The 23,532-nt window shown below is 67.9% G+C and carries 23 protein-coding genes; 10 read left to right on the forward strand and 13 right to left on the reverse strand.

The window, feature by feature from the left end; all coding sequences use genetic code 11:
* Nucleotides 1-2 precede the first annotated feature (2 nt).
* Complete coding sequence (locus F6X38_RS06650) at nucleotides 3-473, forward strand: molybdenum cofactor biosynthesis protein MoaE (RefSeq protein ID WP_150968836.1); 471 nt, start codon at nucleotides 3-5, stop codon at nucleotides 471-473.
* A gap of 3 nt (nucleotides 474-476) precedes the next feature.
* Here F6X38_RS06650 and F6X38_RS06655 read toward each other — a convergent pair whose 3' ends face one another.
* The 4 genes from F6X38_RS06655 to F6X38_RS06670 form a co-directional block, all read right to left on the reverse strand.
* Nucleotides 477-1,187, reverse strand: coding sequence for a chromosome partitioning protein ParA (locus tag F6X38_RS06655; protein ID WP_150968837.1), 711 nt, complete (start codon nucleotides 1,185-1,187; stop codon nucleotides 477-479).
* Between the two features lie 153 nt (nucleotides 1,188-1,340).
* Nucleotides 1,341-1,937, reverse strand: a complete 597-nt coding sequence (locus tag F6X38_RS06660; protein WP_150968838.1) for a glutathione S-transferase family protein — start codon at nucleotides 1,935-1,937, stop codon at nucleotides 1,341-1,343.
* Between the two features lie 4 nt (nucleotides 1,938-1,941).
* The gene (locus F6X38_RS06665; protein ID WP_150968839.1) at nucleotides 1,942-2,391 is read right to left on the reverse strand and encodes a hypothetical protein; all 450 of its coding nucleotides are present in this window, start codon (nucleotides 2,389-2,391) and stop codon (nucleotides 1,942-1,944) included.
* Nucleotides 2,392-2,453: 62 nt separating this feature from the next.
* The gene (locus F6X38_RS06670; protein ID WP_150968840.1) at nucleotides 2,454-3,290 is read right to left on the reverse strand and encodes a 23S rRNA (adenine(2030)-N(6))-methyltransferase RlmJ; all 837 of its coding nucleotides are present in this window, start codon (nucleotides 3,288-3,290) and stop codon (nucleotides 2,454-2,456) included.
* 120 nt (nucleotides 3,291-3,410) lie between these two features.
* Between F6X38_RS06670 and F6X38_RS06675 the strand changes: the two genes are divergently transcribed.
* Nucleotides 3,411-4,526, forward strand: a complete 1,116-nt coding sequence (locus F6X38_RS06675) for an alkene reductase (RefSeq protein WP_150968841.1) — start codon at nucleotides 3,411-3,413, stop codon at nucleotides 4,524-4,526.
* A gap of 21 nt (nucleotides 4,527-4,547) precedes the next feature.
* On the opposite strand, the gene F6X38_RS06680 is transcribed toward F6X38_RS06675, so the two are convergent.
* From F6X38_RS06680 to purM, 3 genes are all read right to left on the reverse strand, one after another.
* The gene (locus tag F6X38_RS06680) at nucleotides 4,548-4,844 is read right to left on the reverse strand and encodes a hypothetical protein (protein WP_150968842.1); all 297 of its coding nucleotides are present in this window, start codon (nucleotides 4,842-4,844) and stop codon (nucleotides 4,548-4,550) included.
* Nucleotides 4,845-4,917: 73 nt separating this feature from the next.
* Nucleotides 4,918-5,517: a phosphoribosylglycinamide formyltransferase gene (gene purN / locus F6X38_RS06685; protein WP_150968843.1), complete on the reverse strand. Its 600-nt coding sequence runs from the start codon at nucleotides 5,515-5,517 to the stop codon at nucleotides 4,918-4,920.
* On the reverse strand, nucleotides 5,514-6,584 hold the full coding sequence (gene purM, locus F6X38_RS06690; protein ID WP_150968844.1) for a phosphoribosylformylglycinamidine cyclo-ligase: 1,071 nt from the start codon (nucleotides 6,582-6,584) through the stop codon (nucleotides 5,514-5,516). The genes purN and purM overlap by 4 nt, the downstream gene beginning before the upstream one ends.
* A gap of 166 nt (nucleotides 6,585-6,750) precedes the next feature.
* On the opposite strand from purM, the gene F6X38_RS06695 reads away from it, so the two are divergent.
* The 5 genes from F6X38_RS06695 to F6X38_RS06715 all read left to right on the forward strand — a co-directional run bounded on the left by F6X38_RS06695 (nucleotide 6,751) and on the right by F6X38_RS06715 (nucleotide 12,874).
* Nucleotides 6,751-7,938, forward strand: a complete 1,188-nt coding sequence (locus tag F6X38_RS06695; RefSeq protein WP_343033204.1) for an AI-2E family transporter — start codon at nucleotides 6,751-6,753, stop codon at nucleotides 7,936-7,938.
* Nucleotides 7,935-8,627 carry a P-loop NTPase family protein gene (locus F6X38_RS06700; RefSeq protein ID WP_150968846.1) on the forward strand — a complete coding sequence of 231 codons (693 nt, stop codon included), beginning with the start codon at nucleotides 7,935-7,937 and terminating at the stop codon, nucleotides 8,625-8,627. Before F6X38_RS06695 ends, F6X38_RS06700 begins: the two co-directional genes overlap by 4 nt.
* Before the next feature lie 224 nt (nucleotides 8,628-8,851).
* Nucleotides 8,852-11,104: an RNA degradosome polyphosphate kinase gene (locus F6X38_RS06705; protein ID WP_150969123.1), complete on the forward strand. Its 2,253-nt coding sequence runs from the start codon at nucleotides 8,852-8,854 to the stop codon at nucleotides 11,102-11,104.
* A complete protein-coding gene (locus F6X38_RS06710) occupies nucleotides 11,097-12,611 on the forward strand; it encodes a Ppx/GppA family phosphatase (protein WP_150968847.1) in 1,515 nt (504 codons plus the stop codon). The genes F6X38_RS06705 and F6X38_RS06710 overlap by 8 nt, the downstream gene beginning before the upstream one ends.
* Nucleotides 12,608-12,874, forward strand: a complete 267-nt coding sequence (locus tag F6X38_RS06715; RefSeq protein WP_150968848.1) for a hypothetical protein — start codon at nucleotides 12,608-12,610, stop codon at nucleotides 12,872-12,874. Before F6X38_RS06710 ends, F6X38_RS06715 begins: the two co-directional genes overlap by 4 nt.
* 6 nt (nucleotides 12,875-12,880) lie before the next feature.
* On the opposite strand, the gene rnd is transcribed toward F6X38_RS06715, so the two are convergent.
* Nucleotides 12,881-14,032, reverse strand: coding sequence for a ribonuclease D (gene rnd, locus F6X38_RS06720; protein ID WP_150968849.1), 1,152 nt, complete (start codon nucleotides 14,030-14,032; stop codon nucleotides 12,881-12,883).
* 155 nt (nucleotides 14,033-14,187) lie between these two features.
* Here rnd and aspS point away from each other — a divergent pair, with 155 nt between their 5' ends.
* Entirely contained in the window at nucleotides 14,188-15,978 is a 1,791-nt protein-coding gene (aspS, locus tag F6X38_RS06725; RefSeq protein ID WP_150969125.1) for an aspartate--tRNA ligase, read from the forward strand.
* Between the two features lie 98 nt (nucleotides 15,979-16,076).
* Nucleotides 16,077-16,820: a hypothetical protein gene (locus F6X38_RS23780; RefSeq protein ID WP_210248880.1), complete on the forward strand. Its 744-nt coding sequence runs from the start codon at nucleotides 16,077-16,079 to the stop codon at nucleotides 16,818-16,820.
* On the opposite strand, the gene F6X38_RS06740 is transcribed toward F6X38_RS23780, so the two are convergent.
* Together F6X38_RS06740 and F6X38_RS06745 are read right to left on the reverse strand one after the other, a co-directional pair.
* Entirely contained in the window at nucleotides 16,817-17,332 is a 516-nt protein-coding gene (locus tag F6X38_RS06740; RefSeq protein WP_150968851.1) for a 2'-5' RNA ligase family protein, read from the reverse strand. The two genes, F6X38_RS23780 and F6X38_RS06740, sit on opposite strands and share 4 nt — an antisense overlap.
* A gap of 70 nt (nucleotides 17,333-17,402) precedes the next feature.
* Nucleotides 17,403-18,584, reverse strand: coding sequence for a hypothetical protein (locus F6X38_RS06745; RefSeq protein ID WP_150968852.1), 1,182 nt, complete (start codon nucleotides 18,582-18,584; stop codon nucleotides 17,403-17,405).
* 189 nt (nucleotides 18,585-18,773) lie between these two features.
* Between F6X38_RS06745 and parC the strand changes: the two genes are divergently transcribed.
* The gene (gene parC, locus F6X38_RS06750; protein ID WP_150968853.1) at nucleotides 18,774-21,020 is read left to right on the forward strand and encodes a DNA topoisomerase IV subunit A; all 2,247 of its coding nucleotides are present in this window, start codon (nucleotides 18,774-18,776) and stop codon (nucleotides 21,018-21,020) included.
* Nucleotides 21,021-21,024: 4 nt separating this feature from the next.
* Here the strand turns inward: parC and F6X38_RS06755 are convergent, their stop codons facing one another.
* The 3 genes from F6X38_RS06755 to hemB form a co-directional block, all read right to left on the reverse strand.
* Nucleotides 21,025-21,774, reverse strand: a complete 750-nt coding sequence (locus F6X38_RS06755) for an arginyltransferase (protein ID WP_150968854.1) — start codon at nucleotides 21,772-21,774, stop codon at nucleotides 21,025-21,027.
* Nucleotides 21,775-21,899: 125 nt separating this feature from the next.
* Nucleotides 21,900-22,370 (reverse strand): RDD family protein, encoded by a 471-nt coding sequence (locus tag F6X38_RS06760; RefSeq protein WP_150968855.1) that lies wholly within the window; start codon nucleotides 22,368-22,370, stop codon nucleotides 21,900-21,902.
* A gap of 77 nt (nucleotides 22,371-22,447) precedes the next feature.
* Nucleotides 22,448-23,476, reverse strand: a complete 1,029-nt coding sequence (gene hemB, locus F6X38_RS06765) for a porphobilinogen synthase (RefSeq protein WP_150968856.1) — start codon at nucleotides 23,474-23,476, stop codon at nucleotides 22,448-22,450.
* Between the last annotated feature and the right edge of the window lie 56 nt (nucleotides 23,477-23,532).

Genomic DNA, 23,532 nt, shown 5'->3' on the forward strand with positions numbered 1-23,532 from the left:
GAATGGCGGTGCCCGCTGCGCCCCGTATCCGCGTCGTGGCCGATCGCATCGATGTCGGCGCGGAGACCATTCTTCTGGAGGGCGAGGGACGGGTCGGCGCGCTCGTCAGCTTCGTCGGCTACTGCCGCGACGAGGACGGCCGCCTCGCGGCGCTGGAACTCGAGCATTATCCCGGCATGGCGGAGCGCGAGATGGACCGTATCGCGCGGGACGCGATCGGGCGATTCGACCTCATCGGCACGTCCGTCGTGCATCGATTCGGCACGATGCGGCCCGGCGAGGAGATCGTCTTCGTCGGTTGCGCGGCCGCGCATCGCGGCGCTGCCTTCGACGCGGCGTCCTTCCTCATGGACTACCTGAAGACCAGTGCGCCGTTCTGGAAACGCGAGCACCTGACCGATGGCACGGTCGGCGGCTGGGTCGATGCGAAAGCATCCGACTCCGCCGCCATGGACCGTTGGCACAGGCTGTAAGGATCAGGCGGCGCGCTGCTGCCGATCGGCCATCACGGTCTCCGCGATCCGGGCGGCGAGCTTGGCGCCCGGGCGCTGCAGCACGTTCAGCTCGGATGCCACCGCCACCGCTTCCTCCTGCGCGCGCCGGAGACCCGGCGCCTGCCGCTCGCCAAGCGTGAAGATCGTGCCGCCGTACATGAACGGCGCTTCGTAGGCGGCGCGCTGCGCGAGCCCGACGGGCAGACGCTCAGTCGGCCGCATGTCGAGCTGCGCCTCGACGGCGCGCGCGATGCGGCTCGGGATTTGGGCGATCGCGGTCGCGACGAAGGCCTGGCGCTTGCCGGAATTCTTGGTCTCGGCCGACAGGAAAAGGTCGGTGGTCGTTGCGGCGTAGGCGGAAAGCGGCGAGAAGCGCACCGGAATCAGCACCGTTTCCGCCAGCCGGGCGGCGGCGCGCAGCGTTTCCGGCCGGGTGCCTGCGTCGATCAGCACGAGCGTGCGGCGGTCGAGGCCTTCACGCACCAGCGCGTCGAGCTTCACCGGCTTGTCGGCACGCACCACCTCGACGCAATCCGGCCGGCCCTGCTTGCCCGCCCAGGTGACGAGGTCGCCGTCGTTCGCCGCGTCGATCACCAGGACCGGAACCCCGGCGGCGGCGGCGGCGCTGGCCAGCGTCAGCGTCAGCGTCGACGACCCGGCGCTCTTTGCCGATCCGATGGATACGACGGGCATCGAGGCTTCGCGCAAACGCGGGGTACGGCGGGAAGTGGCGACGCGCGGCGTCGCAGACGAGGTGTTCATCCGATTGGTCCTGGCTGGCATGTTCGGCAGCCCGGGGATCATCGGCGCAGGAGTTGGCGCGAAGCTTGTGAGCTTATCTATTTCTTAAACTTTTGGCTTCACGTCCGCGAGAGCGGGAAAAGCGGCGTAGAAACCCTGAGCCCAGTCGCGCAGCGCGGCATGGTTCGCATCCCACCGGTCGGCGAAGCGGATGTCCAGCCAGCCGGCCATCGCGGCGACGGCGAGATGGCCGACGGTCGGCTCGGCCGGCACTTCGCCGATCTCCCGCTCGATCGCGGCGAGACCCCGTTCGGCGCGTCGCCATTGCTTGTCCATCGAGGGCTGGTGCCGGATTTCCTCCGGCCGAAAACGGTTCTCGTAGACGATGAGGATCGCCGCATCGACGACGCCGTCGGCCAGCGCTTCGAGGCGCTTGGCAGCCAGCCATTCGGCGTTGGTCTGCGGCACGATGCGGTTGCCGCTCTGGCGGTCGAGGTATTCGCAGATCACCGGGCTGTCGTAGAGCGCTTGCCCGTCGTCGAGGACGAGCGCCGGGATCTTGCCGAGCGGGTTGACCGAGGTCAGCTCGTCCGGCTCGACGGTCGTGTCGACCACGGTCTCGTCGAGCGCGATGCCGCACAGGCGCGCGGCCATGCGGACCTTTGCCGAATAGGGCGACGTGCCGGAGTAGAGGAGGCGCATCGGCTCAGAACCGGCGGAGCGACGAGCAGTTCGCGCCGTAGATGAGCCAGCGGTCGAGCCCGAGGACGCAGCTTTCCGCCTTCCAGCCGACGCTCGCGTAACCGAGAGGATAGGACACCGTGTAGTAGAGCGTGTGCTTCTGGTTGTCGGACAGGAGCACGCTGCCCTGACAGAAGCGCCGCTCGACGGAGGAGTCGTCCGTCCGCGGGAACCAGGCCTTCTCTCGGAGATCCGAGAACTCGGCGACAGTCAGATCTGACTGCAGCATGTTGACCGCGCCGTATTCGAACTGGTCCTCGACCTTGCCGAGGACGCGCGGGTCTTCGCAGTGCGGCGTGAACTGCTTGACGATCGCCTCCGGCGGCGGCTCGGACTCGATGTAGTCCGCGGCATCGGCGGCGAAGGGGGCGGAAACCACCGAAACGGCGAGAACGAGACTCTGAACGATGCGCATCGCGCGGCGGCTCCGACTACGGGAACGCCGTCGGCGCGGACGCATCCCCTTCGAGGCGATTGTTAGGGTCGCTCGGGCGACACGGCAACGATGCGCGAGGTGGCCCGATCGCCTTTTGCCAGCACCTGTTCCAGAATTGCCATAATCCGACTTGCCTCGTCGGCGAACGTATAGGGTGCGTTGACCACGGCGAGCCCGGTCCCGACGAGTTTCGGCTCGACGGCGAACGGCTCCCGCATGAACTCGGCAGCCTGGATGTCCGGGATACCGGTCGCGGCGAGGGCTGCGTGCAGGCGGTCGCGGTCGGCCTCACGCTTGATCGGATACCAGACCGCGTAGATCCCGCCCGTCCAGCGCCGGTGGGCGGCGGCGAGACCGCGCGCGATGCTGTCCACCTCGCCGCGTTCCTCGAACGGCGGGTCGATCAGGACGAGGCCGCGCTTCTCCTTCGGCGGCAGATGCGCGCCGAGCGCCAGCCAGCCGTCGAGCGCGAAGGTCTTCACCTGGATGTCCCCGGCGAACAGCGCCGCCAGCGAAGCGGCGTCCGCGGGATGGAGCTCATAGACCGAGAGCCGGTCCTGCGCCCGCAGAAGCCGGCGCACGAGGAGCGGCGAGCCGGGATAGAGGTCGGTTCCTTCCGCGTCGACGGCCTGCAGGTAGACCGCAAGCTCCGGGGCCCGTGCCGCGTGCGAATGCCGAAGGGCCGCGATCCCTTCCAGATGCTCGCCCGTCCGTCGCGCCTCGTCGCCGCCGAGTTCGTAGCGCCCGACGCCGGCATGCGTATCCAGAACGCGGAACGGTTTGTCCTTGCGTTTCAGGTACTCGACCAGCGCGACGAGCAGGGCGTGCTTCACGACGTCCGCGAAGTTGCCGGCATGGAAGGCGTGGCGGTAGTTCAACGTTCGCTGTTCCCGTGTCGCTGCGTTTCGGTTTTCGATGCTGCAATGCGGCGACGCCTTCCTATGTAAGCGCTCCGCTGCCGCCAAGCCTTGCGGCGCGCCGCTATGCAGGGGAACGTCATGCCGAAGTCCAAGCTGTTCGAACCGTTCGATCTCGGTCCGACCCGCCTCGCCAACCGCGCCGTGATGGCGCCGCTGACGCGCAGCCGCGCCACGTCCGAGGGCGTTCCGAAGGCGATGCACGTCGAATACTACCGCCAGCGCGCCGGCGCCGGCCTCATCATCTCGGAAGCCACCAACATCTCGCCGCAGGGGCGCGGCTACGCCTGGACGCCCGGCATCTTCAGCGACGAACAGGTCTCGGCCTGGAAGAAGGTGACGGATGCCGTCCGTGCCGAAGGCGGCCGCATCTTCCTGCAGCTCTGGCATGTCGGCCGCATCTCGCATCCCGACCTGCAGCTGGGCGGCGCGGCGCCGGTCTCCGCCTCGGCGGTGAAGCCGGAGGGTCAGGCCTTCACGGAAGCGGGCTTCAAGCCGCACGAGACGCCGCGCGCTCTCGAGGAAAGCGAACTGCCGGGGCTGGTGCAGGACTACGTGAAGGCGACGCGCAACGCCCGGGCCGCCGGCTTCGACGGCGTCGAGGTCCACTCGGCGAACGGCTACCTGCTCGACCAGTTCCTGCGCGACGGCACCAACAAGCGGGAGGATCGCTACGGCGGCTCTGTCGAGAACCGCATGCGCTTCCCGCTGGAGGTGCTCGACGCGGTGATCGAGGCTTGGGACAACGACCATGTCGGCATCCGCATCTCGCCGGTGACGATCATGGGCGGCAACAACACCGAGACCGACAAGCAGGGCCTGTTCAACGCCTATGTCGAAGAGATCGCCAAACGGCGGCCGATCTATCTGCACGTGATCGAAGGCCAGACCGGCGGCGACCGCAAGCAGGACGGCTTCGACTACGAGGCGCTGCGGCAGCGGTTCGACGGGGCCTACATGGGCAACAACGACTACGACCTCGACCTCGCGACGAAGCAGCTCGAGACTGGCGAGGTCGACCTCATCTGCTTCGGCAAACCGTTCATCTCGAACCCGGACCTCGTCACGCGCCTGTCGCTCGGCGCGCCGCTGAACGACTGGGACAAGGACACGTTCTACGGCGGCGACGAGAAGGGCTACACCGACTATCCGGCCCTGACCGCGGAAGAGAAGATGCGCTACGTCCAGGCGGCGTAGAAGCGGTCGCCTGCGACCCGTCTAACTTTCCAGAAGGTCGACACGACCGGAAACCGTGTCGATCTTCTCCTCGATCCGGTGCAGCGAGTTATCCAGCGTGGTCTGGAGATTGGCGAGCGAACCGCCCAGTTCCATCTTGATCGTCAGTTCGAGATCGTCGCGCAATTCTGCCTGACGACGTTCGACTCGCCGCGCGAACTCGAACGTCTGGGTGGCGAGGGACCGAATTTCCGAAAGCTCCTTCCTGACCTGACGCGTTTCATCGAGCAGCGTCTGCACCTGCCGGGATACGAATTGTAGATCGACCGTCGTGCTCATGCGCCGAAGGGCTCTTTCGAATGCGTTCGGGCATTCACCGTTCCCACATCATCAAGTCAAGATACGCGCGTTTTCAACGTATCACGTTTCTCGAAAGGTTTCGCAGCACCGTCGCTACCGCCTTCGGGTAGAGCTTGTGCTCTTCCATAAGGACACGCGATGCGAGCGTTTCGGGTGTGTCGTCCGGCTCGACCGGCACCGGCGCCTGCGCGACGACCGGGCCGGCGTCGACTTCCTTGGTGACGAAATGCACGGTGCAGCCGTGCCGCGTTTCGCCCGCTTCGATCGCTCTGGCATGTGTGTCGAGGCCGGGAAACTTCGGCAGGAGGGACGGGTGGATGTTGATCAGCCGTCCGGCGTAGCGGGTGACGAAGTCCGCCGACAGCACCCGCATGAAGCCGGCGAGACAGACGAGATCGGGCTGCGCGTGATCGATCGCGGCGACGAAGGCCGCCTCGTGCTCGGCCTTTGAGCCGTAGGCCTTGCGCGGAAAGGCGGCGGTCTCGATGCCGGCCTCAGCCGCGAAGACGAGGCCCGCCGCGTCCGGCTTGTCGGACAGGACCGCGACGACCTCGCCCGGATAGTCCGGCGCCTTCGCCGCATCCACCAGTGCCGCCATGTTGGAGCCGCGCCCGGAGATCAGGACGACGATCCGCTTTCGCGCTTCGGTCAAAGCGCCAGCTCGCCGTCGAACACGACCGCAGCCCCATTACGCGGCATGAGCCGCCCGAGCCGCATCACCGTCTCGCCTTCGCGCTCCAGCAAAGCCGCGACCGCTTCGGCATCCGCCTCGGCGGCGACGATCACCATTCCGATGCCGCAGTTGAAGGTGCGCAGCATCTCGGCGGACGCGACGCCGCCCGCCTTCGCCAGCCAGCCGAACACCGGCGGCACGGCGACGCCGCGAAGGTCGATCGCGGCAGCGAGATCGTCCGGCAAGACGCGCGGGATGTTCTCGACGAAGCCGCCGCCGGTGATGTGGGCGAGGGCCTTGATGCCGCCGGTCTCGCGGATCGAGGCCAGCAGCGGCTTCACGTAGATGCGCGTCGGCTCGATCAGCGCCTCGGCCAGCGTCCGGCCAGCGTCGAAGGGGGCAGGGGCGTCGTAGACCGCGCCGCTCAGGTCCACGATGCGGCGGACGAGCGAGTAGCCGTTGGAATGGACGCCCGACGAGGCGAGGCCGAGCAGCACGTCGCCGGCCGCAATGTCCGGGCGCGGCAGCAGCCGGCCGCGCTCCGCGGCCCCCACCGCGAAGCCGGCGAGGTCGTAGTCCTTTTCGGCGTAGAGCCCCGGCATTTCGGCCGTCTCGCCGCCGATCAGCGCGCAGCCCGCCATGCGGCAGCCATCGGCGATGCCCTTGACGATCGCCTCGCCCTGGCTCGGGTCGAGCTTGCCGGTCGCGAAGTAGTCGAGGAAGAACAGCGGCTCCGCGCCCTGCACCACGAGGTCGTTGACGCACATCGCGACGAGGTCGATGCCGATCGTCTCGTGGAGCCCGGTGTCGATCGCGATCTTCAGCTTCGTGCCGACGCCGTCGTTCGCCGCGACGAGGACCGGATCGCGGAAGCCGGCGGCCTTCAGGTCGAACAGGCCGCCGAAGCCGCCGATCTCGCCGTCCGCGCCCGGCCGGCGCGTCGCGCGGACATGCGGCTTGATGCGCCGGACGAGTTCGTTGCCGGCATCGATGTCGACGCCCGCCTCGGCATAGGTCAGGCCGTTGGCCCGGTCGCTGCTGCTCATGTCTTCCGCCTCGAACGATTTTGTTCGACTGGCACGCGGCGCGGCATGGAGCAAGGCCCTCACGTCGCCGTTCCGACCCTTGACCTCGCTCCGCCCGCCCCCCTATCTCCAGCCGAAGCGGTGCCGATTGCCGCGAGCCGACGCTGGCGCCGGGAGAGAACGCTTGATCGCAGCCGCCGACCGCAGCCGTCTGCTCCGGCGGCAGGTATTCTTCTGGAGCATTGCGGCCCTGCTGCTGGTGGTGCTGCTCTTCGTTTTCTCGTCGGTGCTCCTGCCTTTCGTCCTGGCGATGTGCATCGCCTATTTCCTCGACCCCGTCGCCGACGCCTTCGAGCGCATGGGTCTCTCGCGGCTCGTCTCGACGCTGCTCATCCTTGTCCTGTTCGTGCTGATCGTCGCGGCGGCGCTGCTCGTCGTCGTGCCGGTGATCGTCAACCAGATCAACAGTTTCGCGGAAAATCTTCCGAAATACCTGCAGAAGCTGCAGGGGCTGGCGGCCGAGTTGCGGCAGGGGCGGCTCGCATGGCTGTTCAAGACCGATCCCAGCCAGTTGCAGCAGGATTTCGCCGGCATGTTCGGCCAGGCGAGCTCTATCGCCAGCTCGGTGCTCGGCTCGCTCTGGTCGTCGAGCCTGGCGCTGGTCAACTTCCTGTCGCTGTTCGTGGTGACGCCGGTGGTCGCCTTCTACCTCTTGCTCGACTGGGACAGGATGATCGCCAAGGTGGATAGCTGGGTCCCGCGCCAGCACGTCCATACGGTGCGGCGCCTTGCGCACGAGATCGATCGTTCCGTCGCGGGGTTCGTGCGCGGGCAGGGGAGTCTCTGCCTCATCCTCGGCAGCTACTACGCGCTCGGCCTCAGCCTGATCGGCCTGAACTTCGGCCTGCTGATCGGCCTTTTCGCCGGCATCATCTCCTTCATCCCCTATGTCGGCTCGCTGACCGGTCTGATCCTCGCGCTCGGCGTCGCGCTGGTGCAGTTCTGGCCGGACTGGATCTGGATCGCCGCGACGCTGGCGGTGTTCTTCTCGGGCCAGTTCATCGAGGGCAACATCCTGCAGCCGAAGCTCGTCGGTGCGTCGGTCGGTCTGCATCCCGTCTGGCTGATGTTCGCGCTCTTCGCCTTCGGCGCGCTGTTCGGCTTCGTCGGCCTCCTGATCGCCGTTCCGGCCGCGGCGGCAGTGGGGGTGCTGATGCGTTTCGCCATCCAGCAGTACATGCAGAGCGAGATGTATTTCGGGCGCGTGTCGCAGACGATCGACCCGCATATGGCGACGGTCGAGAGCGGTCCCGCCCGCGCGGCGCTGGAGGCCGAGTTCGTGCCGGACGCCACGCGGCAGCCGCAGGGCGAATGACGCCCGGCCCGTCGCGACAGTTTCCGCTGGCGCTGCCGCATCGGCCCTCGCTGACGCGCGACGACCTGATCGTGACGAAAGCGAACCAGACAGCGGTCGCGGCGCTGGACGCCTGGCCGAACTGGCCGCACCCGGTGCTCCTCGTGGTCGGCCCGGAGGGTGCCGGCAAATCGCATCTCGCGGCGGCGTGGCGCGAGCTTGCCGGGGCCGCGGATTTCGATGGCCGCATCCCGGAAGCGCCCCAGCCCTTCGCGATCGTCATCGACGGGCTGGAGGACTGGATCGACCGCGAGCGCGAGCTTTTCGAGGTGTTGAACGCCGCGCGTCTTGGCGGCGGCTTCGTGATGGCGACGGCGCGGCGCGCGCCGGCGGTGCTGTCCCTCCGCCTGCCCGATCTTCGCTCGCGCCTCCGTGCCGCGACGCAGGTTCAGATCGCCGAGCCGGACGACGCCTTGCTGCGCGGCGTCCTCCACAAGCACTTCGCCGATCGCCAACTGGCGGTCGATGCCCGACTCGTGGACTATATGGCCGAGCGGATGGAGCGCTCGCTCGGGGCAGCCCTCCGGATCGCCGGCGAGGTTGACCGCGAAGCGCTGGCCTCGAAGGAGAAGGTGACGCGCGGCCTGATCCGGCGCATCCTCGGCGAGGAGGAGCGCGCGCGGCATGATGGCGCCGGGAACGACGCCTGACGGGAAAGGGAAAGGCCGAATCGGTGGATACGCCGCAGGACAGCGCAGAACTCAAGGAGACCGAAGCCGCCTCGCTCGCGACGGCAGGAGACGCGGCGCCCGCGAAGCCGAAGGCGCGCCGCCGGCTGCGGGCGGCGCCGACCCGGGAGCGTCGCTCGTCCCCGAAGGCAGCGGCCGCCGCGAAGACCCAGGCCGAGGCCGACAACCCCGTCGCGATGCTGCCGATGTCCGCCAAGCTGCCGGCCGTCAGCGTCGCCAGCATCAAGGAGCGGCTGGAGGCGAACTCCGTCGAGGCGATCCCGCCCGTGCTGGCGGAGCCGGTGACGGCCGACGCCGCGCCGCCGGCGGAACGCTTCATCAACCGCGAACTGTCCTGGCTGCAGTTCAACCGGCGCGTCCTGGAGGAGTCGCAGAACGAGGCGCATCCGCTGCTGGAACGCCTGCGCTTCCTCTCGATCTCGGCCGGCAATCTCGATGAGTTCTTCATGGTGCGCGTCGCGGGTCTCGCGGCGCAGGTCCGCGCCGGCCTGCAACTGAAGAGCGACGACGGCCTGACGCCGCAGGGCCAGCTCGACCGAGTGCTGGAGGAGGTGGATCGGCTGCAGGAGGAGCAGCAGGCCTCGCTCGCCGCGCTCGTCAAGGAACTCCGGAGCGCGCACATCCACATCGTCGCCGCGGGCGAATTGAAGAAGGACGACCGCGCCTGGCTGGAGCAGCACTTCACCGAGGCGATCTTCCCGGTGCTGACGCCGCTTTCGGTCGACCCGTCGCACCCGTTCCCGTTCATTCCGAATCTCGGCTTCTCGGTAGCGCTGGCGCTCGTCCGCGAGCGCGACGGCCAGAAGATGAGCGCGCTCCTGCGCCTGCCGGTGGCTCTGCCGCGCTTCGTCGAGATGCCGCGGGTCCCGGACGACCCGAACACCTTCCGTTTCGTGCCGATCGAGAGCGTCGTGGCGCTGTTCATCGGCCGGCTCTTCCCCGGCTACAAGGTGCGCGGCTCCGGCACCTTCCGCATCATCCGCGACTCCGACATCGAAGTGGAGGAGGAGGCGGAAGATCTGGTGCGCGTGTTCGAAACGGCGCTGAAGCGTCGGCGGCGCGGCAAGGTGATCCGAATCGAGTTCGATTCGCTGATGCCGGAGGATCTGCGCGAGTTCGTCGCTTCCGAGGCCGGCGTCTCGCGCTCGCGCATTTCGGTGATGGCCGGAATGCTGGCGCTGGAATCGGTCTCGCAGATCGTCAAATGCCCGCGCGACGACCTGAAGTTCGTTCCCTACAACCCGCGCTTCCCGGAGCGCATCCGCGAGCACGGCGGCGACTGTTTCGCGGCGATCCGCGAGAAGGACATCGTCGTCCACCACCCCTACGAGAGCTTCGACGTGGTGGCGCAGTTCCTGCGGCAGGCGGCGGGCGATCCGAACGTCGTCGCGATCCGCCAGACGCTCTACCGGACCTCGGCCGATTCGCCGATCGTGCGGGCGCTGGTGGACGCCGCCGAGGCCGGCAAGTCGGTGACGGCGCTGGTGGAGATCAAGGCGCGCTTCGACGAGGAGGCCAATATCCGCTGGGCGCGCGACATGGAGCGCGCCGGCGTGCAGGTCGTGTTCGGCTTCATCGAGAAGAAGACGCACGCCAAGCTCAGCCACGTCGTCCGGCGCGAGGAAGGGCGCATCCAGAACTACGTGCATCTCGGCACGGGCAACTACCACCCGATCACCGCGAAGATCTACACCGACCTCAGCTACTTCACGGCCGATCCGGTGATCGCGCACGACGTGCTGCTGATCTTCAACTACATCACCGGCTACGCCGAGCCGACCGGACTTCGGAAGCTCGCGGTGTCGCCGCTGAACATGCGCCGGCGCATCCTCGACGAGATCGCCGCCGAGGTGGAGCACGTGAAGGCCGGCCGCCCCGGCCAGATCTGGATGAAGATGAACTCGCTGGTCGATGCCGAGATCATCGACGCGCTCTACGCGGCGAGCGGGGCCGGGGTCGAGATCGACCTCATCGTGCGCGGCATCTGCTGCCTGCGCCCGCGCGTCGCCGGGCTGTCGGAGAACATCCGCGTCAAGTCGATCGTCGGACGGTTCCTGGAGCACAGCCGCATCTACTGCTTCGGCAACGGCGTCGGCTTGCCTTCGGACCAAGCGACCGTCTACATGAGTTCCGCCGATCTGATGCCGCGCAACCTCGACCGCCGGGTGGAAGTGATGGTGCCGATCACCAATCCGACCGTGCACAGTCAGGTCCTGTCGCAGATCATGCTCGGCAACATCCTCGACAACCAGCAGAGCTGGTCGGTCCTGTCCGACGGAACCTCGCGGCGCATCGTACCCTCCGCGAAGGAACAGCCCTTCAATACGCAGCGCTACTTCATGACCAACCCCAGCCTCTCGGGCCGCGGCAAGGCGTTGAAGTCCGACGCGCCCAGACTGATCGCAAGGCAGCGTGCAGAACATTCCCGCTATGACTGATGCGCCGGCGCAGGGGCGCATCATGGGCCGCGAGCCGGTGGCCGTGGTCGATATCGGCTCGAACTCGGTCCGCCTCGTTCTCTACGAGGGGAACGTGCGCGCGCTCACCATGCTGTTCAACGAGAAGATCCTGTCGGGTCTCGGCAAGGGCATCGCGCAGACGAATCGGCTCGACGAGAAGTCGGTGGCGAGCGCGATCGCGGCGCTGAAGCGCTTCCGCAAGCTGATCGATCAGTCGGGCGTCACCGAGGTGCATCCGCTGGCGACGGCGGCGGCGCGCGAGGCGACGAACGGGCCGGAATTCGTCGCGGCCGCCGAGGAGGCGATCGGCACGCCGATCCGCATCCTGTCCGGCCAGGACGAGGCGTTCTACGCGGCGCAGGGCGTCGTCGCCGGCTTCCACGCGCCGAACGGCGTCGCCGGCGATCTCGGCGGCGGCAGCCTCGAACTCGTCGACATCGCGTCCGGCAAGATCGGGCGCGGCCTGACGCTGCCGCTCGGGGGCCTCCGCCTGCAGGACCTGTCGGGCAACGACATCGGCAAGGCGCGCGGCATCGCCGATACGCTGGTCGCCTCCTGCGGCATGACGGGCAGGGCGGAGGGACGCGCCTTCTTCGCGGTCGGGGGCACGTGGCGCAACCTCGCGAAGCTGCACATGGAGCAGCGGAAGTATCCGCTGCACGTGATGCACGGCTATTCGATGCCGGCCGGCGAGTGGACCGGTTTCCTCGATGCGGTCGCGAAGGGCGATCCCGACAAGCTGCCGGGCATCGCCGCGGTGTCGAAACCGCGCCGGGCGCTGCTCGCCTTCGGCGCGGTCGCGCTGCAGGCGGTGATCAAGCACCTGCGGCCTGCGACGGTCGTGCTCTCCTCGCTCGGCGTGCGCGAGGGCTACCTCCACACGCTCCTGGCCGAGGAGGAGCGCGAGAAGGACCCGCTGCTCGAAGCCGCCGAGGAATTCAACGTCCTCAGGTCCCGTTCGCCCGCCCATGCGCGCGAGCTGGTCGAATTCAGCCGCCGCAGCTTCGAGACGCTGCGGATCGACGAGACGCCGGAGGAGGAGCGCTTGCGCGCCGCGGCCTGCCTCCTGTCGGATGTCGGCTGGCGGGCGCATCCCGACTATCGCGGCGCGCAGAGCCTTTCCATGCTGACCCACGCGTCGCTGTCGGCGGTAGATCATGCGGGCCGGGCCTATCTCGGACTCGCGAACTACTATCGGCACGAGGGCGACTTCGAGCAGACCGTGATCCCGGAGGTCCACGCGCTGGCCGGCGCGGCGCTGATGGAGAAGGCGAAGCACATCGCGGCCCTGTTCCGCGTCGCCTACATCCTGACCGCCTCGACGCCCGGCATCCTGAACCGGCTGCGCTGGCGGCAGGACCCGCGCGGCGGCTTCACGCTGGTGCTGCCGCGGGATCTTGCCGGCCTCGTCAGCGAGAAGCCGCTGGCGCGGCTTGAAAGCTTCGCGCGGGTGGTCGACCGGAAGCTGCGGCTCGACGTCGGATGACCGCGCCCTGGCTGCGCTGGCTGTCGCTCTTCGTCGGGATCGGGGTCGGCGTGTCGCTCTTCCTCGGCTGGAAGTGGTACGCCTACGTCACCAACACGACCTCGCCCTACGACGAGGTCGGGATCGAGCTGAACAACACGGTACCGCAGGGGATGCGCGACTGGGGCTGCGCGCGGCTGCAGGCGAGCTTCGCCGGCGCGGTGCCGCCCTACGGCTGCGCCGGACCGGACGGGGGCTGGAGGGTATCCCCGCCCGGCCCCTGACCGCTGCTACAGGCTGACGACCGCCACCTTGCCGTTTCGGAAGCAAAGAGCGGCGCGGCCGGCGAGGAGATCGAGCGCGCGGTCGCCGAAGAGCTTGCGCCGCCAGCCTTGCATCGCCGGAACGTCGGCTTTCGCGCCCTCGGCGGCCAGCTTCTCCAGATCGTCGGTCGAGGTGATCAGCTTCGCCGCGACGCCTTCCTCGTCCACGACGATCTTCAGGAGCACCTTGAGGAACTCCACCGCCGCTGCCGTGCCTTCCGGGTAGTTCGGCTGGCGCGGGATCGGCGGCAGCTCGCTCTTCGGGATCGCGAAGGCTCTTGCGACCGCCGCCAGTAGCTGCGCGCCGGCGCTGGAGCGCTCGAAGCCCTTCGGCAGGGCGCGCAGCCTGGCCATCGCCGCTTCGTCGCGCGGCTGCTGCTGCGCGATCTCGTAGAGCGCGTCGTCCTTGATGATGCGCCCGCGCGGCACGTTGCGGCTCCGCGCCTCGCGCTCGCGCCACGCCGCCACTTCCTTGAGAACGGCGAGCTCGATCGGCTTGCGAGCCCGCATCTTCAGCCGCTTCCAGGCGTCGTCCGGGTGGACGTCGTAGACGTCCGGCGACGCGAGGATCGCCATCTCCTCGTCGAGCCAGCGCTCGCGGCCCTCCGCCTCGATGCGCCCCTTCAGGACGCGGTAGACGTCGCGCAGATACGTCACGTCGGCCAGCGCGTAGGAAAGCTGCTGGTCGGACAGCGGCCGCCGCCGCCAGTCGGTGAAGCGCGAGGTCTTGTCGATCCGCCCGTCGGTGGTGCGCGCTACGAGCTGGTCGTAGGCAACCGATTCGCCGAAGCCGCAGACCATCGCCGCGACCTGGCTGTCGAACAGCGGCGCGGGCACGCTGCCGCTCAGCTTATAGATGATCTCGATGTCCTGCCGCGCGGCGTGAAACACCTTCACCACCTTCTCGTCGCGCATCAGCGCGAAGAAGGGCGCGAGGTCGATGCCCTCCGCCATCGGGTCGACCAGCACGGCGAGGTCGTCGGAGGCCATCTGCACCAGGCATAGCTCCGGCCAGAAGGTGGTTTCGCGGATGAACTCGGTGTCGACGGTGACGAAGGGCGCTTCGGCCAGCGTCCGGCAGGCCGCGGCGAGTTCCGCCGTGGTTGTGATCGGTGTCATGCGTGCTCCATAAACGAAGCATCGCGCCCGAGGGAAGCGAACCTTGACATGGGCCGCGATTGACGTGTTCTTCGCGCCGACTTTCGGCGGCGCTCCGGCTCGGATCGCTGCTCAAACGCCTCGCCGGACCGATCGAGGCTGAAATGGATTCGCCGATGCACCGCTACCGCACGCATACCTGCGCCGCCCTTCGCGAGACCGATGTCGGCTCCGACGTGCGCCTGTCCGGCTGGGTGCACCGGGTGCGCGACCACGGTGGCCTCCTGTTCATCGACCTGCGCGACCACTACGGCCTGACGCAGATCGTGGTCGATCCCGATTCCGCCGGCTTCGCCACCGCCGAGCGCCTGCGCTCCGAATGGGTGGTGCGGGTCGACGGCCGCGTGAAGGCTCGGACGCCCGAGACGGTGAACGCCAAGCTCGACACCGGCAAGGTGGAGGTCTTCGCCAGCGAGATCGAGGTCCTGTCCGAGGCGAAGGAACTGCCGCTCCCCGTTTTCGGCGAGCCGGACTATCCGGAGGACGTGCGGCTGAAGTACCGCTTCCTCGACCTTCGCCGCGAGACGCTGCACGCGAACATCGTGAAGCGCACGAAGATCATCGCCGCGATGCGCCGGCGGATGGGGGAGGCGGGCTTCACCGAGTTCTCGACGCCGATCCTCACGGCGTCCTCGCCGGAGGGCGCACGCGATTTCCTGGTGCCGAGCCGCATCCATCCCGGCACGTTCTACGCGCTGCCGCAGGCGCCGCAGCAGTACAAGCAGCTCATCATGATGAGCGGCTTCGACCGCTATTTCCAGATCGCGCCCTGCTTCCGCGACGAGGATCCGCGCGCCGACCGCCTGCCGGGCGAGTTCTACCAGCTCGACGTGGAAATGAGCTTCGTCACGCAGGACGACGTCTTCGCGGCGATGGAGCCGGTCATCCGCGGCGTCTTCGAGGACTTCGCCGACGGCAAGCCGGTGACGCAGAAGTTTCCGCGCATTCCCTACGCCGAGGCGATGCGCAAATACGGCTCGGACAAACCGGATCTGCGCAACCCGATCGAGATGCGGGCGGTGACCGAGCACTTCGCCGGCTCCGGCTTCAAGGTCTTCGCGAACATGATCGCGGCCGACCCAGTGGTGGAGGTCTGGGCGATCCCGGCGAAGACCGGCGGCTCCCGAGCCTTCTGCGACCGCATGAACGCCTGGGCGCAGGGACAGGGGCAGCCGGGCCTCGGCTATATCTTCTGGCGCAGCGAGAACGGTGCGCTGGAAGGCGCGGGACCGCTCGCTAAAAACATCGGGCCGGAGCGGACGGAAGCCGTCCGCACCCAGCTCGGCCTCGACGCGGGCGACGCCTGCTTCTTCGTCGCGGGCCTGCCGAAGAACTTCGTCGCCTTCGCGGGACAGGCGCGGACGCAGGTCGGCGAGGAGCTGAACCTCGTCGACCGCGACCGGTTCGAGCTCGCCTGGGTGGTCGATTTCCCGTTCTACGAGTGGAACGAGGACGAGAAGAAGATCGACTTTTCGCACAACCCGTTCTCGATGCCGCAGGGCGGCATGGAAGCGCTGGAAGGCGGCGATCCGCTGTCGATTAAGGCGTTCCAGTACGACATCACCTGCAACGGCTTCGAGATCGCCAGCGGCGGCATCCGCAACCAGTTGCCGGACGTGATGGTGAAGGCGTTCGAACTCGCCGGTTACAGCCGCATCGACGTGGAAGAGCGGTTCGGCGGCATGTTCCGCGCCTTCCAGTACGGCGCGCCGCCGCACGGCGGCATGGCGGCGGGCGTCGATCGCATCGTGATGCTGCTCTGCGGCACGCGCAACCTGCGCGAGATCACGATGTTCCCGATGAACCAGCAGGCCTACGATCTTCTCATGGCCGCCCCAGCGGAAGCGACGCCCGCTCAACTGCGCGAACTCGGTATCCGCGTTGCACCTTCTACCTCGAAGGGATGAAGAGAACGGTTGGAAACTTAACAATATTCAGCATCGCCGCATCCAAAACGAAAAAGCCGCCGTATCTTCCTGCAAGTTGACGCATTGGGAGATGTGCGATGCTGCAGGAATCGGCTGATTTATACTCGCGTCTGGTGTGTTCTGCTTCGCGTTCAAGCGTTCGAGGCATTGCCGTCGCTTCCATCTTGCTCGCCTCGGTTGTGGTTGCCGGTGCGCAGTCCGCGGGTGGCGGCGGTGCGTCGGGCGGTGGTGGCGCGTCCGGCGGCGGAGGGGCATCGGCCGGCGGTGGCGGGGCTTCGGCGGGTGGTGGCGGGGCTTCGGCCGGCGGCGCGGCGGCGGGAGGTGCCAGTGCCGCGGGTGGCGGCGTGACCGCAGCGCCGACCGCTCCGTCGCCGTCGACGCCCAACGTCACGAGCGCGGCGAATGCGCTCGGCTCCGGCGGCGGCTCCGCGCCCGGACAGGCCGGTCTCGCGCAGGAAAACAACTGGACCCTGCCGGTCACGCTCGACCCCGAGGCCGGCACCCAAGCCGGTAGCAGTTCGGCATCGACGCAGGCGACCGCGACCGCCGGCTCCACCAACCTCAATTCCGTCAATGCCGGCTCGGTCGCGACCTCCGGCAACCCGAACACCGCGTCCGCGACGGGCGCGACGACGATCGGCAGCACGAGCGGCCGCGCCTCCACCGCGCCCGGCGCCCGCAACGACCGCCAGTCGATCGCCGGTGCGGGACGGCCGGAGGATTTCCGCATTCCGGTGCCGGTGATCGGCGTCGACCTCGTCAGCATCCGCGGGGCGCTGTCGAACGGCTCCAGCGCGACCCCGAGCTCGGCGGGGAACTAAGCCGGGACGCGGAAAGGGAACTCCCCCGCCGCGTCCCACGGGCCGCCGCGATAGCGCCAGAGCAGCAGGCCGATACCGCGCGCGTCGAACGGTTCGAACGCCGCCTGCAGTGCGGCGAAAGTGCGTTTCGCTTCCGCCGACGCCACCTTGTTCTGAATGGTGACGTGCGGTCGGAAGCCGGAGGCGTCCTGCGGCGTCAGGGTGTCCCGCCATCCGTCGGCGAGTTCCTTGCGCAGCGTGACGAGCGGCGGGCAGTCGATCTCGTAGGCGCAACCGTAGCCGAGGAAGCGCAGGCTGGTGACCCGCAGCGGTAGCGGCTCACGCTCGCGCGTTGCCTCGCGCAGTGTTGCGGTAACATCCGCCTCGCTCTCGCCCGGCAGGTGGTGGAACAGCGTCAGGTGCGCCGGGATATGATTCCGCTCCGGCGGAAAGTGCTGCCGCCGCATCCCGTCGAAGCGCCGGAACGATGCGTCGTCGAAGCGAAGGGTGAGGATCAGCGGCGCGGAACTCATCTCCGCCGATATGGAAAGGCCGCCGCAATTGCCCGCGGCGGCCTCGTCTCGTGCAGCGATTTGGCGCAGCTTACTGCGTGTTGGCCGTCACCTTGAGCTGCAGCACGTTCGGCAGGGTCTGCGGCGCGCCCATCGCGGCGCCGATGATCTGCGTCGCGGGGATCGGCTGCGTCGGCTTCACCTCGACCTTGATCGACTTCGGGTCCTTGAGGAAGGCGGAAATCGCTCCGGCCACCTGCGCCTGGAACTCCGGGTTGTTCAAGGCCGCGAGCGACTGCGGCGCCATCTGGCTCAGCGAATCGGCGAGCTGCTCGCGGGTCGTGCCGTTCTCCTTGGCGAAGTAGTCGAGGAGCTTGTTGGTGAGCGAGGCGTCGGTGAAGCCGACCTGCAGCGAACCGATGCTGAGCTGCGACAGGAGGCCGATGATCGCCATGCCCGACTGCGAGGCCTGATCCGGCTGGCTCGCCATCTGGTTCTGGATCTGGCTGAGCTGCTTGGCGAAGGCCGGCGTATAGCCCTTGATCATGTAGGCCACGTCGAACTTGCCGGCGTTCTGGAAGTCGAGCGTGAACGGGTCGAGCGTCAGGTCGCCCGACTTCGGGTCCCAATTCATGTGCATCGTGCCGTTGCCGGCGAGCTGCGGGTAGCCGACGGCGGTCATGGTCTTCGCCGCTTCGTCGTCCTTGGTGGCGGTGAAGTCAAGCTTCAGGTCGCCGAGCGTGAAGTTGGAATCGATCGCGCCGCCGGATGCGACGGAGTTGGTGAACGACGTCGCGCCGAGCGAGAACACCGGCTTGCCGGACTCGGTGCCCTCGACCCCCTGGACCGCGGCAGAATCGAAGAACCACGGCGCCTCGCCGGGCAGCGTCGACGGCTTGTCCTTCGGCGCGATCTGGATGCCGGAGACGACCATGCCGCGCGCCTGGATGCGCTTGTCGCCGTCGGCCTGGTCGACGTCGGCGATCGGCACGCGCGTTACCTTCCAGCCGTCCGCGTCCGACCCGGTGACGCCCTCGAACGTCACGTCGCCGAGCTTGGCAGCGTCGGGCCCGGTACCGAAGGTGACGCCTTTCACCACCACGTTGTCGCCCTGCGACTCGGCGCCGGCGAAGCTCATCGGCAGGGAGCTGGCCGCGACCGCATCCTTCAGGCGGTTGGCGAAAGCCTGCGCGTCGGCGGCGAGCGCTGAGGCGGAGCCGGCAAGCAGAAGCCCCAGGCTCGCGAGGACGGCTCGGCTGGCGGATGCGCGCATGATGGATCCTTCGCTGGAAGCCGCCTCGGTCGGCGGCGGTAGGTGGGGCAACAGGCAGTCAATTGCAGGTAAACTGTGGCAGACGTGTTACGCAAGGTGCGGCGCGTTGCCGTGTCGGCCGGTCCGCAACCGCATCCGAAGGCGTGTTCCGGTCTTGTTCCCCGTGAGCCGGCATCGTAAATTCACCGCATGGGAAAGCCTACCGATCCGCCGTCCGGTTCCGGCACGGTCGAACTCGTCGATCTGAAGTCGGCGCTCGAGGAGCGCTACCTCGCCTATGCGCTCTCGACCATCATGGGCAGGGCGCTGCCGGACGTGCGCGACGGGTTGAAGCCCGTCCACCGGCGCATCGTCCACGCCATGCGCGCGCTGCGGCTCGATCCCGGACAGGGCTACAAGAAGTCGGCCCGCATCGTCGGCGACGTGATGGGCAAGTTCCACCCGCACGGCGACGCCTCGATCTACGACGCGCTGGTGCGCCTCAGCCAGGATTTCGCGATCCGCTATCCGCTGATCGACGGGCAAGGCAACTTCGGCAATGTGGACGGCGATAGCCCGGCGGCCATGCGCTACACCGAGGCGCGGATGACGCCGGTCGCGACGCTGCTGCTGCGCGGCATCGACGAGGACGCGATCGACTTCAAGCCGACCTACAACGAAGAGGACGAGGAGCCTGTCGTCCTGCCGGGCGCGTTCCCGAATCTCCTCGCCAACGGTTCGTCCGGCATCGCGGTCGGCATGGCGACCTCGATCCCGCCGCACAACGCCGCCGAACTCTGCGACGCGGCGCTGAAGCTGATCGAGAACCCCGGCACCGAGTTGGATGGGCTCCTGCGCTACGTACAGGGGCCGGACTTCCCGACAGGCGGCATCGTGGTCGATTCGGTCGCCGTGATCCGTGAGGCCTATGCGACGGGGCGCGGCTCTTTCCGCGTCCGCGCCCGCTGGGAGAAGGAGGAACAGGGGCGGGGCGGCTACCAGATCGTCGTCACCGAGATCCCGTATCTCGTGCAGAAGTCGCGGCTGATCGAGAAGATCGCCGAACTGCTAGCGGCGAAGAAGCTGCCGATGCTGGCGGATGTGCGCGACGAATCGGCCGAGGACGTGCGCATCGTCTTCGAACCCAAAAGCCGATCGGTCGACGCCGAACTGATGATGGAGGCGCTGTTCCGGCTGACTGATCTCGAATCGCGCATCCCGCTGAACATGAACGTGCTTTCCGGCGGGAAGGTGCCGAAGGTGCTGAACCTCAAGGAGGTGCTGGTCGAATGGCTGGCGCACCAGCGCGAGGTGCTGCTCCGTCGCACGCGCTTCCGCCTCGCCGCGATCGAACGGCGGCTGGAAGTGGTGGCGGGCTACCTGATCGCCTTCCTCAACCTCGACGAGGTGATCCGCATCATCCGCGAGGAGGACGAGCCGAAAGCCGAGCTGATCCGGGCCTTCAAACTGACGGACGTGCAGGCGGAAGCGATCCTGAACCTCCGCCTGCGCTCGCTCCGCAAGCTCGAGGAGTTCGAGCTGAAGCGCGAGTTCGACGAGTTGAAGGCGGAGAAGGCGGAGCGGGAGGCGTTGCTCGGCTCCGACGAGCGGCAGTGGAACGCGCTCGCCGCCGAGGTGCGGGAGGTCAGGGAGACCTTCTCGAAGAAGACCAAGCTCGGCAAACGGCGCACCACCTTCGCCGATGCTCCGGCTCGCGCGCTGGACGACATCGCCACCGCCTTCATCGAGCGGGAGCCCGTGACGGTGGTGCTGTCGCAGAAGGGTTTCCTGCGGGCGCTGCGCGGCCATGTCGCCGAACTCGCCGGCCTGACCTTCAAGGAAGGCGATTCGCTGAAGCTCGCCTTTCCGGCGATGACGACCGACAAGCTCGTCTTCCTGTCGACGGACGGGCGCGCCTACACGCTCCTCGCCGACAAGCTGGCGGGCGGGCGCGGACAGGGCGAGCCGATCCGCCTCGCGATCGACCTCGAAGACAAGGCGGACATCGTCACCGGCTTTCCGGCGGTGACTGGCCGCAAGCGCCTCGTCGCGTCGAGCGACGGCAGCGGCTTCGTCGTGTCGGAAAGCGAGCTCCTGTCCGGCACACGCAAGGGCAAGCAGATCCTCAACGTCGGCCCCGGCACGTCGCTGAAACTCGCCGCGATCGCCGAAGGCGACACGGTCGCGGTGGTCGGCGAGAACCGCAAGATGCTCGTCTTCCCGCTGATCCAGGTGGCCGAGATGACGCGCGGCAAGGGCGTCCGCCTGCAGCGCTACAAGGACGGCGGCCTGTCGGACCTCAAGGTCTTCCGCCTCGCCGAAGGCCTCGCCTGGCAAGGCGCCGGCGGCCGGAGCTTCCTGCGCAAGGCCGACGAACTGCTGGAATGGCAGGATTCCCGCGCCCACGCCGGCCGCATGGTCCCGAACGGCTTCCCGAAGTCGAACCGGTTCGGGTGAGCGGTCAGCCTTCCTCGTACCGCTCCCACCCCTTCGGCGTCAGGTGTTCCTGGGGCTGGTAGCGGATCTTGTAGTTCATCTTGGGCGAGTCCTTCACCCAGTAGCCGAGATAGACGTAGGGAAGGCCCATCTTTCGAGCGCGCTCGATGTGGTCGAGGATCATGTAGGTGCCGAGGCTGCGCTCGCTCTCGTCAGGGTCGAAGAACGAATAGACCATCGACAGGCCGTCGTTCATCACGTCAGTGAGGGCGGCCCCGACGAGGCTGCCGTCCGAGCGCTCGCTGAACCGCGAGTCGGGACCACGCCGGAGATAGCGCACCAGCCGCGTGTCGACCTGGCTGTCCTCCACCATCATCGCGTAATCGAGTACCGACATCTCCGACATGCCGCCCATCGCGTGGCGGCTGTCGAGGTAGCGCCGGAACAGCGAATACTGCTCGCTCGACGGTTCCGGATCGCCGATGCGGCCGACGAGGTCGCCGTTCCGCAGCCAGACGCGCCGCATCGACCGCGTCGGCTGGAACTCGCGGACGAGGATGCGCACCGAGACGCAGGCGCGGCAGCGCTCGCAGGCGGGCCGGTAGGCGATGTTCTGCGAGCGGCGGAAGCCGCCCTGCGTCAGGAGGTCGAGAAGGTCCGGCGCGCGGTCGCCGATGAGATGCGTGAAGACCTTCCGCTCGAACTGGCCGGCGAGATAGGGGCAGGGCGAAGGCGACGTCAGGAAGAACTGCGGCGTCTGCGAATGGATGGTCATGAAAGCGTCGATGCCTCGGCCCGCCGCCCGGCTGCGCCGGATCGGGACGGTAACGCCTTTATTAAGCACGCGGATGCCGGCCTGAAAACTGGCCGGCTCCGGCTTCTCCAAGTACGGTTGCCGCGTCAGCGGTCGCGGACGATCACCGTTCCGAGAGCGATGTCGTGGAGAAGCTGCTTGCGGCGCGTGAACAGCGCGACGAGCAGCACGAACGGCGTCAAGAGCGTGACGGAGGCCCAGAACAGGACGCCGTGCAGCGCCGCTGTCGCCGGGTCCACCGTGCCGCCATCGAGACGCTCGAGATGGACGCCGGCCAGCCGCATGCCGGGGGTCGCCTGCGACCGTCCGCCCATCGTGAACGCGACGTAGACGAGCGCTACCGCCGGCAGCATGATCGCGTAGAGGTGCCAGCCGATCGACAGCGTGACGATGCCGAGAAAGAAGATCAGCACCGCGACCGGAATGCAGAGCACCAGTACCATCGCGTAGTCGACGAAGAAGGACATCGCCCGGCGGGTCCTGACGCCGTCGTAGAGACGCGGCGCGTCGAGGTCGCGTCGGTCGAACGTGCGGTAGAGGGTGCCTTGTTCGCTCATCTGCCTTGTTTCGCTTCCGCCGGTCCAGACGACCGGCAGGGGAAATGTGGGAAGGCGAACGCGGCGACGCAATGCCGCTATGCGGCACGCAGCGCCTTCGCCGCCCGCGGCGCGAAATAGGTGAGGACGCCGGCGGCCCCGGCGCGCTTGAACGCGGCCAGCGTTTCCATCATGGCACGCTCCCCGTCGATCCAGCCGTTCGCGGCGGCCGCTTCGATGGTCGAGTACTCGCCCGAGGTCTGGTAGGCGAAGGTCGGCATGCCGAACTCGCTCGCCAGTCGCGACAGGACGTCGAGATAGGGCAGGCCCGGCTTCACCATGATCATGTCCGCGCCCTCCGCGATATCCTGCTCCGCCTCGCGCAGCGCCTCGGCCGTGTTGCCGTAGTCCATCTGATAGGTGCGCTTGTCGCCCTTCAGGAGATCGTTCGAGCCGACCGCCTCGCGGAACGGCCCGTAGAAGGCGGAGGCGTACTTCGCCGCGTAGGACATGATCATCGTGTCGCGGAAGCCTTCCGCGTCGAGCGCGTCGCGGATCATCGCGACCCGCCCGTCCATCATGTCGGACGGACCGACGATGTCGCAGCCCGCTTTCGCCTGCACCAGCGCCTGCCGGCACAGGATCTCGACGCTCTCGTCGTTGACGATCCTTCCGTCCCGCATGATGCCGTCGTGGCCGTGGCTGGTGTAGGGATCGAGCGCGACGTCGCACATGACGCCCACTTCCGGCACCGCGTCCTTGATCGCTCCGACCGCGCGGCAGACGAGGTTGTCGAGGTTGGTCGCCTCGCTGCCGCGCTCGTCCCGCTTGTCGCGGGTCGTATAGGGGAAGAGCGCCAGCACCGGGATGCCGAGATCGCGCGCCTCGCGAGCGGCATCCACGACGCGCTCCAGCGAATAGCGGACGACGCCCGGCATGGAGGCGACCGGCTCGTCGGCGCCCGAACCGTCCCGCACGAAGACGGGCCAGATCAGGTCGGCGGGGGCGAGGCTCGTTTCGCGCACGAGACGACGCGTCCAGTCGTGCTGGCGCAGTCGCCTAAGGCGCCGCCCGCCGGTCGCGGCATCGATTCGTCCGGCAATGCCCCGGTCGCTTGCGAAATCCATCCGAACCATCCTGAACCGAGCCGAGAAGCCGAAGATAAAGGTCGAGTCGAGGGACG

Source organism: Plantimonas leprariae, assembly GCF_008802405.1.
In the GTDB taxonomy this organism is placed as follows: Bacteria; Pseudomonadota; Alphaproteobacteria; order Rhizobiales; family Rhizobiaceae; genus Plantimonas; species Plantimonas leprariae.